Raw genomic sequence first — 15,169 nt, 5'->3', positions numbered from 1 at the left:
CGCACCCTAGCCGCGCGGCCCGGTCTCCCGTGCCCCTTTTCGGCCGGGCGCGGACAACCCCTGCGGTGCCCTTCGCCACCCGCCGACCGGGCCCGGGGCCGGACGGCCGCCTCTATGCTGGCTGGGGATGTCGGTGCCGGCGCCGGGAAGGAGGGCGCGAATGCGCAGTGAAACGTCCACCGTCGGGATCGTGCCCGGCGCCGGGCTCGTCGCCCGCTTCGGCGGCGTCGTCGTCTTTCTGGCCGGCGCGAATGCCGCCACCGATCGGATTCTCGGCGCGGTGCGCGCGGCCGCCGACGGGGAGCGGCCGGGGCCGGCGATCGCGCAGCGGCTCGCCGCGGTGGTCTTCGCCGGCAATGCGGAGCCGCCGCCGTTCGGCGTGGTCGCGCCCACCCCCGACGGCACCCTGCTGCTGCTCCGCGGGCCGGTGAGCGCGCAGCTGCACGGGGCCGAGGGGGTGCGCACGCTCTCCGGGGAACGGGCCTTCACCTGGGTGGACGAGATCGTCCGCGAACCGGTGCGCACCATCTCCGTCGGCCCCGACGAGGAGTTTCCGCTCACCGTCGCGGCGCACAGCGATCTCCGCGAGGGCGTGGTGCCCGGCGGCGGTTTCGTCCTGCGCGCCGCCCTGCGCAAGGTGGCTGGACGCAAAGCCGCCACCCGCCGCACCCCCGAACCCGAAGCGGGCGAGCCGCCCCCGACCCAGGCCTCCGGTTTCGCCGCCACCCCCGAGCCCACCGGCGCCGAGGTCGCCGTTTCCGCCGGGCCCGGCACCTCCGCGACGACCGTCCGCTCCGGCCGGGGCCGCAAGGCGGCCGGTGGCACTTCAGCGGAAAGCGACCGTCCGGCTACCGGCCACGCACCCGCGACCGGCTACTCCCCCGCCGACGCCGGAACCGCGACCGGCCACACCGCGAGCGCCCCTGCCCCGAACGGGCAGCCGGCCGCAACAACCTACGCCGCGACCGCCCACGCCGCGGCAAGCAACCCACCCGCAACTGGGAGCGCCACCAGCACACCGGTCGCGACCGGCCACACCCCGGCCGGAACCGGCCACAACCCCACCTTCCCGCCCAACGACGCCGACCCCACCGCCAAAGCCCCGCCCCGCCCGGACCCCCCGCGCCCCCTCGCGTGGTCCCAGGTCCCGGACGCCCCCCGCACCTTCGCCCCGCGCACCGGCAGCGCACCCCCGTCCTCCCGCATGTTCGCGCCCCGCGCGGGCGAATCTCCCGGCCGGGACGCGCAGGGCAGGGTAGCGCTGCGGAAGGCAACCGGCGGCGGAACACGGGCCATGCCGATCGTCGCGGACCCGGAGAGCGGCGCACTCGGCGCCCTGGTCGTGGACGGCACCGCCTACCCCCTCGACCGCCCGTACGTGATCGGCCGCGGCCCGCAGGCCGACGCCGCCGTCAAGGCGGCGGTCGCGGCCCCGCTGGTGCTCCCGCGCGACCGCCACGTCTCCCGGGTGCACGCCTACGTCGATATCGACAACGGCAATGTCTTCGTCCGCGACGCCGGGACCGGCGCCGGAACCTTCGTCGCGGCGCCGGGCACCGACGAGTGGGCCCGCATCGGCACCGACCGCATCGAGCTCCCGCCCGGTGCCAGGGTGCGGATCAGTGACCGGGTCCTCACCTACCTCCCGGACCAACCTCACTGACACATCCCACGATTTGGCGGAGAATGTCGGGTATGCATCGCGACAGCCCCCGCACCGACATCGATGAAGCCGCGCTGGAGGTCAGCGCGCCGAAGCGGCAGGCGGCCGGGCTCACGGCGGTGGCGGTGGCGCTGAAGCGCTCGGTGGAGGAGATGGGCGTGGTCCGCACCGCCCGCACCCTGACCAGGCTGAACCAGGTGCACGGCTTCGACTGCCCCGGCTGCGCCTGGCCGGAGCCCTCCGGCCACCGCCGCCCGGCCGAGTTCTGCGAGAACGGCGCCAAGGCGGTGGCCGAGGAGGCCACGCTGCGCACCGTCGACCCGGCGTTCTTCGCCGCGCACTCCATCGCCGACCTCGCGGGCAAGTCCGGCTACTGGCTCGGCCAGCAGGGCCGGATCACGCACCCCATGGTGCTGCGCGCGGGCGACACGCATTACCGCCCGATCGCCTGGGACGAGGCCTACCGCCTGATCGCCGCTGCCCTGCGCACCCTCGGCTCCCCGGACGAGGCCGTCTTCTACACCTCCGGCCGCACCGCGAACGAGACCGCTTTCCTCTACCAGGCCCTGGTCCGCGCCTACGGCACCAACAACCTGCCGGACTGCAGCAATATGTGCCACGAGTCCTCCGGCACCGCGCTCTCCCGCGCCATCGGCATCGGCAAGGGCTCGGTCTCCATCGACGACTTCCCCCGGGCCGACCTGATCATCGTGGCCGGGCAGAACCCGGGCACCAACCACCCGCGCATGCTCAGCGCGCTCGGCGACGCGAAGAAGGCGGGCGCCACGGTGGTGGCGGTGAACCCGCTGCCGGAGGCCGGGCTGCTCGGCTTCCGCGACCCGCAGACCCCGCGCGGCCTCACCACCGGCATGGATATCGCCGACGACTTCCTGCAGATCCGGCTCGGCGGCGATATGGCACTCTTCCGCGGCCTGGCCCGGCTGCTCTTCGAGGCGGAGGACCGCGCGCCCGGCACCGTGCTCGACCGCGACTTCGTCGAGCGGCACACCGCGGGTTTCGCCGAGTACGAGCGGCAGGCCCGCGGCACCGACCTCGCCCTCGTAGAGCGGGCCACCGGGCTGACCCGCGCGCAGCTGGAGCGCACCGCCCAGCGGATGGCCGCATCGCGCGGCACCATCATCTGCTGGGCCATGGGGCTCACCCAGCAGGCGCACGGCGTCGCCACCATCGAGGAGGCCACCAACCTGCTGCTGCTGCGCGGCATGATCGGCAAGCCGGGCGCGGGCGTCTGCCCGGTGCGCGGCCACTCCAATGTGCAGGGCGATCGCACCATGGGCATCTGGGAGAAGATGCCGGAGCCCTTCCTGGCCGCGCTCGACCGCGAGCTCGGCATCACCAGCCCGCGCGCGCACGGCTTCGACACCGTGGCCGCGATCAGGGCCATGCGCGACGGCAGGGCGAAGTTCTTCATGGCCATGGGCGGAAATTTCGCCTCGGCTTCGCCGGATACCGAGGTCACCGAGGCCGCGCTGCGCTCCTGCGAGCTCACCGTGCAGGTCTCCACCAAGCTCAACCGCAGCCACGTGGTGCACGGCCGCACCGCGCTCATCCTGCCCACCCTCGGCCGCACCGACCTGGATGTGCAGGGCGGCGAGCGGCAGCAGGTCTCGGTGGAGGACTCGATGTCGATGGTGCACCTGAGCACCGGGCGGCTGCGGCCGGTCGGCGACGAGCTGCGCAGCGAGGTCGCCATCGTCTGCGAGCTGGCGGCGGAGCTGTTCGGCCCGGAGCACCCGGTGCCGTGGAACGACTTCCGCCACGACTACGACCGGATCAGGGACGCCATCGCCAGGGTCGTCCCCGGCTGCGCCGATTACAACGCGAAGGTGCGCTCGCGCAACGGGTTCCAGCTGCCGCATCCGCCGCGTGACGCGCGCGAGTTCCGCACCGGCACCGGCAGGGCCAATTTCGGGGTGCACGACCTGGTCTGGCTCCCGGTGCCGGAGGGGCGGCTGATCCTGCAGTCGCTGCGCAGCCACGACCAGTACAACACCACCATCTACGGCCTGGACGACCGCTACCGCGGGGTGCGCAATGCGCGCCGGGTGGTGCTGGTGCACCCGGACGACATCGCCGAGCTGGGGCTGGTGCCGGAGCAGCTGGTCGACCTGGTCTCCGAGTTCACCGACGGCGTCGAGCGCCGGGTGATCGCCTTCCGCGTGGTGCCCTACCCGACCCCGCGTGGCAATGCCGCCGCTTACTACCCGGAGACCAACCCGCTGGTGCCGCTGGACCACGTGGCGGCGGAGTCGAACACCCCGGTCTCCAAGGCGGTCGTGATCCGGATCGAGCCGCACGTGCACGTCGGCGCCGCGTCGTGAGCCGGGTGACCGCGCGCCGCCGGATGCGCCGCATCACCCCCACCGGGCAGATCACCCGGCCGGACTCGCTCGCGGTCGAGGAGCCGCTGGAGATCCGGGTGAACGGGCAGTCGCTCACCGTCACCATGCGCACCCCCGGCGGCGATATCGACCTGGTGCACGGCTTCCTGCTGGCCGAGGGCGTCATCGCGACCGCAGAGGAGGTGGTGAGCGCCCGGTACTGCGCGGGCACCGACGACCGGGGGCGCAATACCTACAACGTGCTGGATGTGCAGCTGCGGCACGCGGCGGCGATCCCCGCCCGCACGGTGCTCACCACCGGTGCCTGCGGGCTCTGCGGGCGCACCGCACTCGACCAGGTACACACCGCTACCGCATACCCCCTGACCGGCGACGGCCCGGTGGTCGCGCAGGAGGTGCTGGCGGGGTTGCCGGACGCGCTGCGCGCCGAGCAGTCGGTCTTCGACGCCACCGGCGGGCTGCACGCCGCCGGGCTCTTCACCCCGGCGGGCGAGGTGCTCTGCGTGCGCGAGGACATCGGCAGGCACAACGCGGTGGACAAGGTGATCGGCTGGGCGCTGCTGCAGCGCCGGGTGCCGCTGCACGACCTGCTGCTCGTGGTGAGCGGCCGCGCCTCCTTCGAGCTGGTGCAGAAGGCGGTGCTGGCCGGGATCCCGCTGCTCGCCGCGGTCTCCGCCCCGAGCTCGCTCGCCGTCGACCTTGCCGTCGAATCCGGCCTCACCCTGGTGGGCTTCCTCCGCGGCGAGACCATGAACATCTACGCGGGCGAGCAGCGCATCCTCGCCGCCGGCGCGGAGCGCGCGGAGCCGCAGCCCGCGCCCCGCTGAGCGCGCCCCCGCGGCGGTGCCGAGGGCCAACCCCGGGCACCCGCCGGCTCAGAATCCCGACCAGGCGCCCGTGGCGGTGATGTGCTCCAGCGCCTCGACCACGGCCGGGGCGCACCGGTGCGCGTCCTCCGGCCCGAACCACGCCAGCTCGGCGATCTCCGCGGCCGGGGCGGGGACCCCGTGCCCCGGCGCGGTGAAACAGTGCATCTCGACCAGGGTTCCGGGAAGCCCGTGGGCCGGCGCGGTGATCGTCACCACGGGCGTGATCCCGTGCGGTTCCAGGTCGACGCCGACCTCCTCGCGCACCTCGCGTACCAGTGCGCCGACCAGGGTCTCCCCCGGCTCCGGCTTGCCGCCCGGCAGGTAGAAGGCGTCCCTGCCCTCGGTCCGGACGGCCAGCAGCCTGCGTTCCCGCAGGCAGAGCCAGGCCACGGAGGTGAGCGTCGATACCCCGGTCATACCTGGAGAATGTAGTGCCTCAGGGCGCGAGCGCGTCGAGCAGCGCGGCCCGCTGCCGCGCACCGAGGCCGCCGATCCGGCGATCCTCGGGGATATCGGCCTGGTCGAGCAGCTTCGCGGCCTTGACCGGGCCGACCCCGGGCAGTGCCTTGATGACGGCGGCCACCTTGGTCTTCTTGACCAGCTCGTCCGAGTCCGCCTTCTTCAGCAGGTCGGCGACGCTCACCTTGCCGGACTTCACCTTGCCGATCAGCTCCGAGCGTGCCTTCCGTACCGCCGCCGCCTTGGCCAGCGCTTCCGAGCGTTGTTCGGCGGTCATCGTGGGCAGTGCCATTTCTCCTCCGCTTTCACTCGTCACATCGAACATCTGAATCAACCGGACCGATTAGACAGCACCGGATCGGCGCCGAACGGCCGACACACCGGAAAAACACCGCGCGAACGCGATGAATCCCGCCGTCATAGCCGGTCTACACCATCGTGAGGTAACGCACCAACCCGGGATCTCGACAATCGGGTACGGCATCGGAACACCGGGTTCAACGGCGAACCCGAGGGAATCGACGACGCTTCCCACCCTGTTTCCGGGCCGCGGACCATGCGCCCCCTGCTACCCTGCGAACTAGAACACGTTCCACTTTCGCTCGGAAACAGAGGTTGGCATGGCACAGCAGATCCGCGACGTGGTGCTCCGGTACGTCGAACTGGTCGGGTCCGGTTCGACCGCGGATATCGTGGCGCTCTACGCGGAGGACGCCGTGATCGAGGATCCGGTGGGCACCGACCCGAAGAAGGGGCACGCCGAGATCGCCGCGTTCTACGACGTCATCACCGGCCTGGAGCGCACCACCGAGCTGGCCGAGGGCACCGTGCGCGCGGTCGAGGGCCATGCCGCCTTCCAATTCACGCTGACCACCACATTCGGCGACCAGAGCTTCGTGGTGTCGCCGATCGACGTCATGGAGTTCGACGCCGACGGCAGGATCACGCACATGCGGGCCTACTGGGGCCAAGACGACATGCAGGTCAAGGGGTAGGGCCGCCCTCCCGGAACCAACCACCCGCATGCGACGGCAAGCCCGCTCGCGGGCGAACCCGCCACGCCGCCTGCGCGGCCGGCGTCGTCCGCGCGCCCGGTGCGATTCGGCGCCGGCTCGTCCGGCGCTAGCTCGTCCGCGCCGCCAGCGCGGCCGCCGCCGCCAAGTCCGTCACCGTCCGGAGCGGAGGCTGGACCGCGGCGACGGCCAGCAGCCGCTCCACGCACGGAGTTCCGGCCAGCACGCACAGCGAGCGACCGGTTTCCTCGAGTTCGGCGCGGATGTCGAGCAGCGCGCGCAGCCCGGCGCTACCGAAGAAGGTGACCTTGGAGAGGTCCACCGCGACCAATGGCGCGGGGCGATCCAGCGCGGCGGCGAGCCGGCGGGCAAAGATCTCGGCGGTGTAGCCGTCCACATCACCGGCGACGGCGCAGAGCGTCAGGGCAGCGCCGGGATGGGTCACCGCGATGCGGAGCCGATCGCCGGGGCTGCCGCGCTTGGCGGCGGGCGCGGGTGGCGCGACGGACGTGCGGGGTGGGGCGAGAACGATCATGAGGACCTCGGTCCTGTGCGTTCGCGTCGACCGTGGTCGGCGGGGTGGAGCGTCCCGCGACCAAGGCCTCGGATGGGCCGCCTCGGAACTGGGCTGCTGTAACTCAACCTTCACCGTGGAGTACCCGCTGTGACAGGTCATCACACCACCGATTCCCCGGGCGGCCGCCGCGCCCGGGGGTCGAGCGAGCTACGCCGACTTCTCGCGGCGCTCGGTGCGCTGCTGCTTGCGCGGCACGATGGTCGGCAGCACATTGTCGTTCACCGTGTCCGCGGTGACGACCACCTTGGCGACATCGTCGCGGCTGGGGATGTCGTACATCGCGGGCTGGAGGACCTCCTCCATGATCGCCCGCAGGCCGCGGGCGCCGGTGCCGCGCAGGATGGCCTGGTCGGCCACCGCCTCCAGCGCGTCGTCGGTGAACTCCAGGTCGACGCCGTCCATCTCGAAGAGCCGGACGTACTGCTTGACCAGTGCGTTCTTCGGCTCGGAGAGGATCTTGACCAGCGATTCCTTGTCCAGGTTGGTCACCGAGGCGACGACCGGGAGCCGGCCGATGAACTCGGGGATGAGCCCGAACTTGATCAGATCCTCCGGCATCACCTCGCCGAAGTGGTCGGCGGTGTCGATCTCGGCCTTGGAGCGCACCTCGGAGCCGAAGCCGATGCCGCGGTGCCCGGTGCGATCCGAGATGATCTTCTCCAGCCCGGCGAACGCGCCCGCCACGATGAACAGCACGTTCGTCGTGTCGATCTGGATGAACTCCTGGTGCGGGTGCTTGCGCCCGCCCTGCGGCGGCACGCTCGCCTGGGTGCCCTCCAGGATCTTCAGCAGCGCCTGCTGCACGCCCTCGCCGGAGACGTCGCGGGTGATCGACGGGTTCTCGCTCTTGCGGGCGATCTTGTCGACCTCGTCGATGTAGATGATGCCGGTCTCGGCGCGCTTCACGTCGTAGTCGGCGGCCTGGATCAGCTTGAGCAGGATGTTCTCGACGTCCTCGCCGACGTAGCCCGCCTCGGTGAGCGCGGTAGCGTCCGCGATCGCGAAGGGCACGTTGAGCATCTTGGCCAGCGTCTGCGCCAGGTAGGTCTTGCCGCAGCCGGTGGGGCCGAGCATCAGGATGTTGGACTTGGCCAGCTCGACCGTCTCACCCCGGCTGTCCCGGCTCTTGTCCCCGGCCTGGATCCGCTTGTAGTGGTTGTACACGGCCACGGCGAGCGTGCGCTTCGCGGTGTCCTGCCCGATCACGTAGTTCTCCAGGAAGTCCCTGATCTCCGCGGGCTTGGGCAGCTCGTCCAGCTTGACCTCGCTCGACTCGGCGAGCTCCTCCTCGATGATCTCGTTGCAGAGATCGATGCACTCGTCGCAGATGTACACCCCTGGTCCCGCAATGAGCTTCTTGACCTGCTTCTGGCTCTTTCCGCAGAACGAGCACTTGAGCAGATCGCCGCCATCACCGATGCGCGCCATCTCGTGGGTCCCTACTTCCTTGTCCGCGTGCAACCGTTGTTCCCGGCTGCCAGCTGTCCGCCGTTCGTCCGCACCGCGGCGACGTCCGTCCGCGCTGCGGCCCCGCCGCCGGCACGGCACGCTCGGTGCCGAGGCGAACACTCGTCGTCACGACGGTCGATCCACCGGTGTGGCGGGCGGGGCGGCGATGTCGACAGCCAGGCTGTCAACCGGGAGCCGAGGTCCCTGTGTCGACCGTACCCAACATCTGCGACGCAGGTCGACAACTCGGGCATGTTTCTCGCCGGGCGTGTGCGTGGTCTCACCGGAAACCGCCCGTCGATACCCCTGCGGCCGGGTCCGTCGCACTGACGGACCCGGCCGCGTGGGCGGGTCTTCACTTCTGTGCGCTCAGCTTCCGGTAGTCGAAAACCGTGTCGATGATCCCGTACTCCTTGGCCGCGTCGGCGGTCAGGATCTTGTCGCGATCGGTGTCCTTGCGGATGGTGTCCGCGTCCTTGCCGGTGTGCCTGGCCAGCGTGGTCTCCATCAGCCTGCGCATGCGCTCGATCTCGGCGGCCTGGATCTCCAGGTCGGAGACCTGGCCCTGGATGCCGCCCTCCAGCGACGGCTGGTGGATCAGCACGCGGGCGTTCGGCAGGCAGGCGCGCTTGCCCGGGGTGCCCGCGGCGAGCAGCACCGCGGCGGCCGACGCGGCCTGGCCGAGGCAGACCGTGGCGACGTCGGCGCGCACGTACTGCATGGTGTCGTAGATCGCCATCAGCGAGGTGAAGGAGCCGCCGGGCGAGTTGATGTACATGGTGATGTCACGGTCCGGGTCGAGCGACTCCAGCACCAGCAGCTGCGCCATGATGTCGTTCGCCGAGGCATCGTCCACCTGCACGCCGAGGAAGATGATGCGCTCCTCGAAGAGCTTGTTGTAGGGGTTCGATTCCTTGACGCCGAAGCTGGAGTGCTCGATGAAGGACGGCAGGATGTAGCGCGACTGCGCACCCTGCGGAGCGACGCCGGAGAGGCCGGCGCGCGGATCGATCGGGTTGACCATGTTCGTCTCCAAAGTCTGTGCGGCAGCCGGACTTCCGGGTCCGGGCGGGGTCTGTCTGTGGTCGGCGGTCAGGCGCCGGCGCCGTTGGCCTGGTTCGCGTGGCTGACCACGTGGTCGACGAAGCCGTACTCCAGCGCCTCGTTCGCGGTGAACCAGCGGTCGCGATCGGCGTCCGCGGCGACCTGCTCCACCGACTTGCCGGTGTGCAGCGCCTGCAGCTCGTTCAGCTCCCGCTTGGTGTGCGCGAACTGCTCGGCCATGATCGCGATGTCGGCCGCCGAGCCGCCGATGCCCGCCGACGGCTGGTGCATCATGATCCGCGCGTGCGGCAGCGCGTAGCGCTTGCCCTTGGTGCCCGCGGTGAGCAGGAACTGGCCCATGGAGGCGGCCAGCCCCATGCCGACGGTGCGGATGTCGCACTCGGCGAACTGCATGGTGTCGTAGATCGCCATGCCCGCGGTCACCGAGCCGCCGGGCGAGTTGATGTACAGCGCGATGTCGCGGGTCGGATCCTCCGCCGTGAGCAGCAGGATCTGGGCGCACAGCTTGTTGGCGATGTCGTCGTCCACCTGCGTGCCGAGGAAGATGATGCGCTCGCGCAGCAGCCGCTCGTACACCGAATCACTGAGGTTCAGTCCAGCAGTTGCGGATGTCATGCGCACCCCCGCCTGATTGTTTTCCACGAATACCTGCCCTCTCTCACCGGCTCGTCGCTGATGCGCCACACAGCCATCGCTTCACTGTCACAAACATTAACGAAGCAGGGCGGCACCGAACTCCCGGTACCGCCCCTCTTCGCTCACAGCGCAATCACACCGCACACCCGGCGCCGCGCTGCTCGCGGCAGGCCCGTCACTCCGCCTTGGCCGCGGCGGGCTCGGCCGCGGTCTCGTCGGCCTCGACCACATCGGTGTCGACCACATCGGTGTCGACCACATCGGAGTCGGCCGCGTCGGCCTCCGGCGCACCGAAGAGCTCGCCGGTGTCCACCGCGTTGCCATCGGAGTCGGTCACCGTGACCTGGCCGACCACGCCCGCCAGCGCCTTGCCCCGGCGCACGTCGGCGAAGACCGCGCCGAGCTGGCCCGCCTGCTGCACCTGCTGGATGAACTGCTCCGGCGCCATGCCGTAGCGCTGCGCCTGGAACAGGATCCGCTCGGTGAGCTCCTCCTGGCCGACCTGGGTGTTGTCCTGCTCGGCGATGGCGTCCAGCAGCAGCTGGGTCTTCACCGACTTCTCGGCCGCCTCGCGGGTGTCGGCGTCGAACTCCTCGCGGCTCGACCCCTGCGCCTCCAGCGACTCGGCGAACTTGGCCTCGTCGTGGTCGAAGCCGTGCACGGCATCGTGCACCAGCGCGTCGACCTCGGCCTGCACCACGGCGTCCGGCAGCGGCACCTCGACCTGCTCCAGCAGCGCCTCCAGCACCTTGTCCCGGATCTCGCCGGCCTGCTGCACCTTCTTGACCCGCTCGACCCGGGTGCGCAGATCGGCCTTCAGCTCCTCCAGGGTGTCGAACTCACTGGCCAGCTGGGCGAATTCGTCGTCGGCCTCGGGCAGCTCGCGCTCCTTGACCGACTGCAGCGTGACCGTGACGACGGCATCCTGCTCGGCGTGCTCGCCCGCCACCAGCTTGGTGGTGAACTCCGTGGACTCGCCGGCCGAGAGGCCGATCAGCGCCTCGTCCAGCCCCTCGATGAGCTGGCCGGAGCCGACCTCGTGCGAGAGTCCGGTGGTGGCCGCCTCCGGCACCTCCTCGCCGTCCACGGTGGCGGAGAGGTCGATGGAGACGAAATCGCCCTCCTGCGCGGCCCGCTCGACGCCGGTCAGGGTGCCGAAGCGCTGGCGCAGCGACTGCAGCTGCTCGTCGATGTCGGCGTCGTCGATGGTGAAGGCGTCGACGGTGACCGAGAGCGTGCTGTAATCCGGCAGGGTGACCTCGGGGCGGACGTCGACCTCCGCGGAGAAGGCCAGCTCGGAGCCGTCCTCGATCTTGGTGATCTCGATCTCCGGCTGGCCGATGACCTTGACCTCGGCGGTGGTGACGGCCTCGCTGTAGCGCGCGGGCAGCGCGTCGTTGACGACCTGCTCCAGGATGGCGCCGCGGCCGAGGCGGGCCTCCAGCAGCCGGGCCGGGGCCTTGCCGGGGCGGAAGCCGGGGATGCGGACCTGCTTGGCCAGCGCCTTGTACGCCTTGTCGAAGTCCGGCTTCAGCTCCTCGAAGGGCACCTCGACATTGATCCGGACCCGGGTCGGGCTCAGTTGCTCGACGGTGCTCTTCACGGACATGCTCCTTGTTCGTCGTTCGGTGTCGGCATTCGCGTACCTCACCCGCCGGGCCACGCCGCGCGGGGCCGCCGCTCCCCCGCCGCCGGGCGCGAGCGAACCCCGGCCCTCGACCGTGGCGATCCCGCGCTCGCCGGACAGCGCTGGTGCGGCGTCAGGCATCCCGACAAGGGTAGTGGACCCCTCGCGCGGCTCCGCATCCGGCGGGTGGTCGCGGGCTCAGCCGCCGATCTGCACCGCGTCGGTCACGAAGACCAGGGTCTCGTTCGGCGCGATCCCGCGCCCGCCCTGACCGTAGCCGAGATCGGGCGGCACGATCAGCAACCGGCGGGCACCCTGCTGCACCCCCACCAGCCCGGTATCCCAGCCCTCGATCACCTGACCGGCGCCGAGGGTGAGCGGGAAGGTCTCGTTGCGGTCGAAGGAGCTGTCCAGCTTCTTCTGGTTCGACCAGGTGACCAGGGAGTAGTTCATGGTGAGCTGCTGGCCGGGCTGCGCGCCGGGGCCGGAGCCGGGCACCAGGTCCTTGGTGATCAGCTGCTCGGGCGGGTCGCAGTCGTCCGGCAGCGTGATGACCGGCGCGGTGCCGAAGCCGCCCTCGACGCCGATGTCGTCGGCGGTGCACTCGCGGCCCTTCGAGGCGGGCGCCGCCGGGGCCGAGCTCGCGGCTCTGGCGGAGGTCGTGGTCGCGGCGGCGGTGCTCGTGTCGTCCGAGCCGCACGCGACGAGCGCGCTCGCCGCGACGGCGAGGGCGCCGAGCCCGATGATCCCGCGGAAAATTCGCATGCGGCGGACCCTATCGCCCGGCGGGCGGGGGCGTGGCCACCGGGCTAGGGTCGAAAACGGATTGGCTGCCTCGGCCAGGGGTAGCTCGGCAACCGGGACCGACGGCGCGGTCGGCGCCCGCACCTGCGAAGCGAGCGGCGCTGTGCCCGTCGGCGCGACGAGCGCGGCGCCACCATGGGAGGAGCCCGCGGATGACGCGACTGGCCAGCGCCGGAGGCGATACCTCGGCAGACAACACCGGCAGCGGCGGCGGCGATTCGATCGCGCCGCGCCCCTACCACCTCGGCGAAGCCGTCGGCCCGCTGGACCGCGCCGAGCTCACCGCGCTGGACGCCTGGTGGCGCGCGGCCAACTACCTCTCGGTCGGGCAGATCTACCTGATGGCCAACCCGCTGCTGCGCGAGCCGCTCGCGGCCGAGCACATCAAGCCGCGGCTGCTCGGCCACTTCGGCACCGTGCCAGGGCTGAACCTGGTCTGGACGCACGCCAACCGGGCCATCCGGCAGCGCGACCTGAACGCCGTCTTCGTCGCGGGCCCCGGCCACGGCGGCCCCGGCCCGAATGCCTGCGCCTGGCTGGAGGGCACCTACTCGGAGCTGTACAGCCACGTCCCGCGGGACGGCGACGGCATGGCCGCGTTCTTCGCCCAGTTCTCCTACCCCGGCGGGGTGCCGAGCCACTGCGCGCCGGAGACGCCCGGCTCGTTCCACGAGGGCGGCGAGCTCGGCTACTCGCTGCTGCACGCCTTCGGCGCCGCGCTGGACAACCCGGACCTCACCGTGTTCTGCGTGGTCGGCGACGGCGAGGCGGAGACCGGGCCGCTGGCCGCGAGCTGGCACTCGGCCAAGTTCCTGAACCCGGCGCGGGACGGCGCGGTGCTGCCGATCCTCGCGCTCAACGAGTACAAGATCGCCAACCCCACGCTGCTCGCCCGGATCCCGGAGGACGAGCTGCGCGCGCTGCTGCGCGGCTACGGCTACGACCCGGTCATCGTGGCGGGCAGCGATCCCGCCGAGGTGCACCAGGCGCTCGCGGCCGCGGTCGACGGTGCGCTGGACCGGATCGCCGGGATCCAGCGCGCCGCGCGCACCGGCGGCGACGGCGCCCGCCCGATCTGGCCGCTCATCGTGCTGCGCACCCCGAAGGGCTGGACCTGCCCGCCGGTGGTGGACGGCGACCGGGTGGAGGGCACCTTCCGCGCGCACCAGGTGCCGCTGCCGAACGCCCGCGGCGACGACGAGCACCGCGACGTCCTCGAGCAGTGGCTGCGCTCCTACCGGCCCGAGGAGCTGTTCGGCGCGTCGGGCGCGCCGGTGGCCGAGCTGGACGCGCTGAACCCGTCCGGCGAGCGCCGGATGAGCGCGAACCCGGTGGCCAACGGCGGCGCGCTCGTGCGCGACCTGCGGCTGCCGGACTGGCGGAAGTACGGCGTCGAGGTGCAGGCGCCCGGCGCGAGCGAGCACGAGGCCACCCGGGTGCTCGGCGGCTGGCTGCGCGACGTCACCGCCGCCAACCCGGACAACTTCCTCACCTTCGCCCCCGACGAGCTCGCCAGCAACCGGCTGCAGGACATCCTCGAGGTGACCGGGCGGGACTGGCAGGCCGAGATCGGCGAGTTCGACGTCGGCCTCGACCGGCGCGGCCGGGTGCTCGAGGTGCTCTCCGAGCACCTCTGCCAGGGGCTCCTCGAGGGGTATCTGCTGACCGGCAGGCACGGCGTCTTCACCTGCTACGAGGCCTTCATCCACATCGTCGACGCCATGTTCAACCAGCACGCCAAGTGGCTCGACGCCAGCGCCGCGGTGCCGTGGCGGCGGCCGGTGCCGAGCCTGAACTACCTGCTCTCCTCGCACGTCTGGCGGCAGGACCACAATGGCTTCACGCACCAGGACCCCGGCTTCCTGGACGTGGTGCTGAACAAGAAGCCGGAGATCGTCCGGGTCTACCTGCCGCCGGACGGCAACACCCTGCTCGCCACCTACGACCACTGCCTGCGCTCCCGGCACCTGGTGAACGTGGTGGTCGCGGGGAAGCAGCCGGGGCCGGACTGGCTCTCCGTGCCGGAGGCGGCGGCGCACTGCGCGCGCGGCGCCGGAATCTGGGAGTGGGCGGGCACGGGCGACACCGCGGGCACCGCTCCCGACGTGGTGCTCGCCTGCGCGGGCGACGTGCCGACGCTGGAGACGCTCGCCGCGGCCGCCATCCTGCGCGAGCGGCTGCCGGAGTTGCGGGTCCGAGTGGTGAACGTGGTGGACCTCATGCGGCTGCTGCCCCGCGAGGAGCACCCGCACGGGCTGCCGGACAGCGAGTTCGACACGCTCTTCACCCGCGACCGGCCGGTCATCTTCGCCTTCCACGGCTATCCGTGGCTCATCCACCGGCTCACCTACCGGCGCGCCAACCACAGCGGGCTGCACGTGCGCGGATACAAGGAGGAGGGCACGACCACCACGCCGTTCGACATGGTGATGCTCAATGACCTGGACCGGTATCACCTGGTCATGGATGTGATCGACCGGGTGCCGGAGCTGGGTGCGCGGGCCGCCGGGCTGCGGCAGGAGATGGTGGACGCGCGGTTCCGGGCCAGGGCGTGGACACGGGAGCACGGGGCGGATATTCCGTGCGTGGCGGAGTGGAGCTGGCCGGAGGTCAGCCTGTAAGCCGCGTCGGCCGCTTAGGGTAT

At 71.5% G+C, this 15,169-nt stretch carries 13 protein-coding genes; 5 read left to right on the top strand and 8 right to left on the bottom strand.

Annotated features, from left to right (window positions below):
- Positions 1–160: 160 nt before the first annotated feature.
- Genes NH2_RS30195 through fdhD form a run of 3 tightly spaced genes read left to right on the top strand, consistent with a single transcriptional unit; the run spans position 161 to position 4,853 of the window.
- A complete protein-coding gene (locus NH2_RS30195) occupies positions 161–1,663 on the top strand; it encodes an FHA domain-containing protein (RefSeq protein WP_067654528.1) in 1,503 nt (500 codons plus the stop codon).
- Positions 1,664–1,695: 32 nt separating this feature from the next.
- The gene (locus NH2_RS16605) at positions 1,696–4,005 is read left to right on the top strand and encodes an FdhF/YdeP family oxidoreductase (protein ID WP_067654527.1); all 2,310 of its coding nucleotides are present in this window, start codon (positions 1,696–1,698) and stop codon (positions 4,003–4,005) included.
- On the top strand, positions 4,002–4,853 hold the full coding sequence (fdhD, locus tag NH2_RS16600) for a formate dehydrogenase accessory sulfurtransferase FdhD (RefSeq protein WP_067654525.1): 852 nt from the start codon (positions 4,002–4,004) through the stop codon (positions 4,851–4,853). The genes NH2_RS16605 and fdhD overlap by 4 nt, the downstream gene beginning before the upstream one ends.
- Before the next feature lie 48 nt (positions 4,854–4,901).
- On the opposite strand, the gene NH2_RS16595 is transcribed toward fdhD, so the two are convergent.
- On the bottom strand, positions 4,902–5,312 hold the full coding sequence (locus tag NH2_RS16595; RefSeq protein WP_067654523.1) for an NUDIX hydrolase: 411 nt from the start codon (positions 5,310–5,312) through the stop codon (positions 4,902–4,904).
- A gap of 19 nt (positions 5,313–5,331) precedes the next feature.
- Complete coding sequence (gene mihF, locus NH2_RS16590) at positions 5,332–5,646, bottom strand: integration host factor, actinobacterial type (RefSeq protein ID WP_067654521.1); 315 nt, start codon at positions 5,644–5,646, stop codon at positions 5,332–5,334.
- A 328-nt stretch (positions 5,647–5,974) separates the two neighbouring features.
- Here mihF and NH2_RS16585 point away from each other — a divergent pair, with 328 nt between their 5' ends.
- Entirely contained in the window at positions 5,975–6,349 is a 375-nt protein-coding gene (locus NH2_RS16585) for a nuclear transport factor 2 family protein (protein ID WP_067654519.1), read from the top strand.
- A gap of 127 nt (positions 6,350–6,476) precedes the next feature.
- On the opposite strand, the gene NH2_RS16580 is transcribed toward NH2_RS16585, so the two are convergent.
- From NH2_RS16580 to NH2_RS16555, 6 genes are all read right to left on the bottom strand, one after another.
- Positions 6,477–6,902, bottom strand: a complete 426-nt coding sequence (locus tag NH2_RS16580) for an STAS domain-containing protein (RefSeq protein WP_084505602.1) — start codon at positions 6,900–6,902, stop codon at positions 6,477–6,479.
- A gap of 189 nt (positions 6,903–7,091) precedes the next feature.
- Positions 7,092–8,372 carry an ATP-dependent Clp protease ATP-binding subunit ClpX gene (gene clpX, locus NH2_RS16575; RefSeq protein ID WP_067654517.1) on the bottom strand — a complete coding sequence of 427 codons (1,281 nt, stop codon included), beginning with the start codon at positions 8,370–8,372 and terminating at the stop codon, positions 7,092–7,094.
- 376 nt (positions 8,373–8,748) lie between these two features.
- Positions 8,749–9,417: an ATP-dependent Clp protease proteolytic subunit gene (locus NH2_RS16570; protein WP_067654515.1), complete on the bottom strand. Its 669-nt coding sequence runs from the start codon at positions 9,415–9,417 to the stop codon at positions 8,749–8,751.
- A gap of 68 nt (positions 9,418–9,485) precedes the next feature.
- Positions 9,486–10,073, bottom strand: a complete 588-nt coding sequence (locus tag NH2_RS16565; protein ID WP_067654513.1) for an ATP-dependent Clp protease proteolytic subunit — start codon at positions 10,071–10,073, stop codon at positions 9,486–9,488.
- Positions 10,074–10,269: 196 nt separating this feature from the next.
- Positions 10,270–11,697, bottom strand: coding sequence for a trigger factor (gene tig / locus NH2_RS16560; protein ID WP_067655697.1), 1,428 nt, complete (start codon positions 11,695–11,697; stop codon positions 10,270–10,272).
- A 222-nt stretch (positions 11,698–11,919) separates the two neighbouring features.
- Positions 11,920–12,486 carry an FKBP-type peptidyl-prolyl cis-trans isomerase gene (locus NH2_RS16555; RefSeq protein ID WP_067654510.1) on the bottom strand — a complete coding sequence of 189 codons (567 nt, stop codon included), beginning with the start codon at positions 12,484–12,486 and terminating at the stop codon, positions 11,920–11,922.
- A 191-nt stretch (positions 12,487–12,677) separates the two neighbouring features.
- On the opposite strand from NH2_RS16555, the gene NH2_RS16550 reads away from it, so the two are divergent.
- Positions 12,678–15,146 carry a phosphoketolase family protein gene (locus NH2_RS16550; RefSeq protein WP_084505601.1) on the top strand — a complete coding sequence of 823 codons (2,469 nt, stop codon included), beginning with the start codon at positions 12,678–12,680 and terminating at the stop codon, positions 15,144–15,146.
- Positions 15,147–15,169 lie beyond the last annotated feature (23 nt).

The sequence above is a fragment of the Nocardia harenae NBRC 108248 genome, from assembly GCF_001612885.1.
GTDB lineage: Bacteria > Actinomycetota > Actinomycetes > Mycobacteriales > Mycobacteriaceae > Nocardia > Nocardia harenae.
The sequence above is the reverse complement of the archived record's forward strand: the minus strand, read 5'-3'. Positions and strand labels throughout refer to the sequence as shown.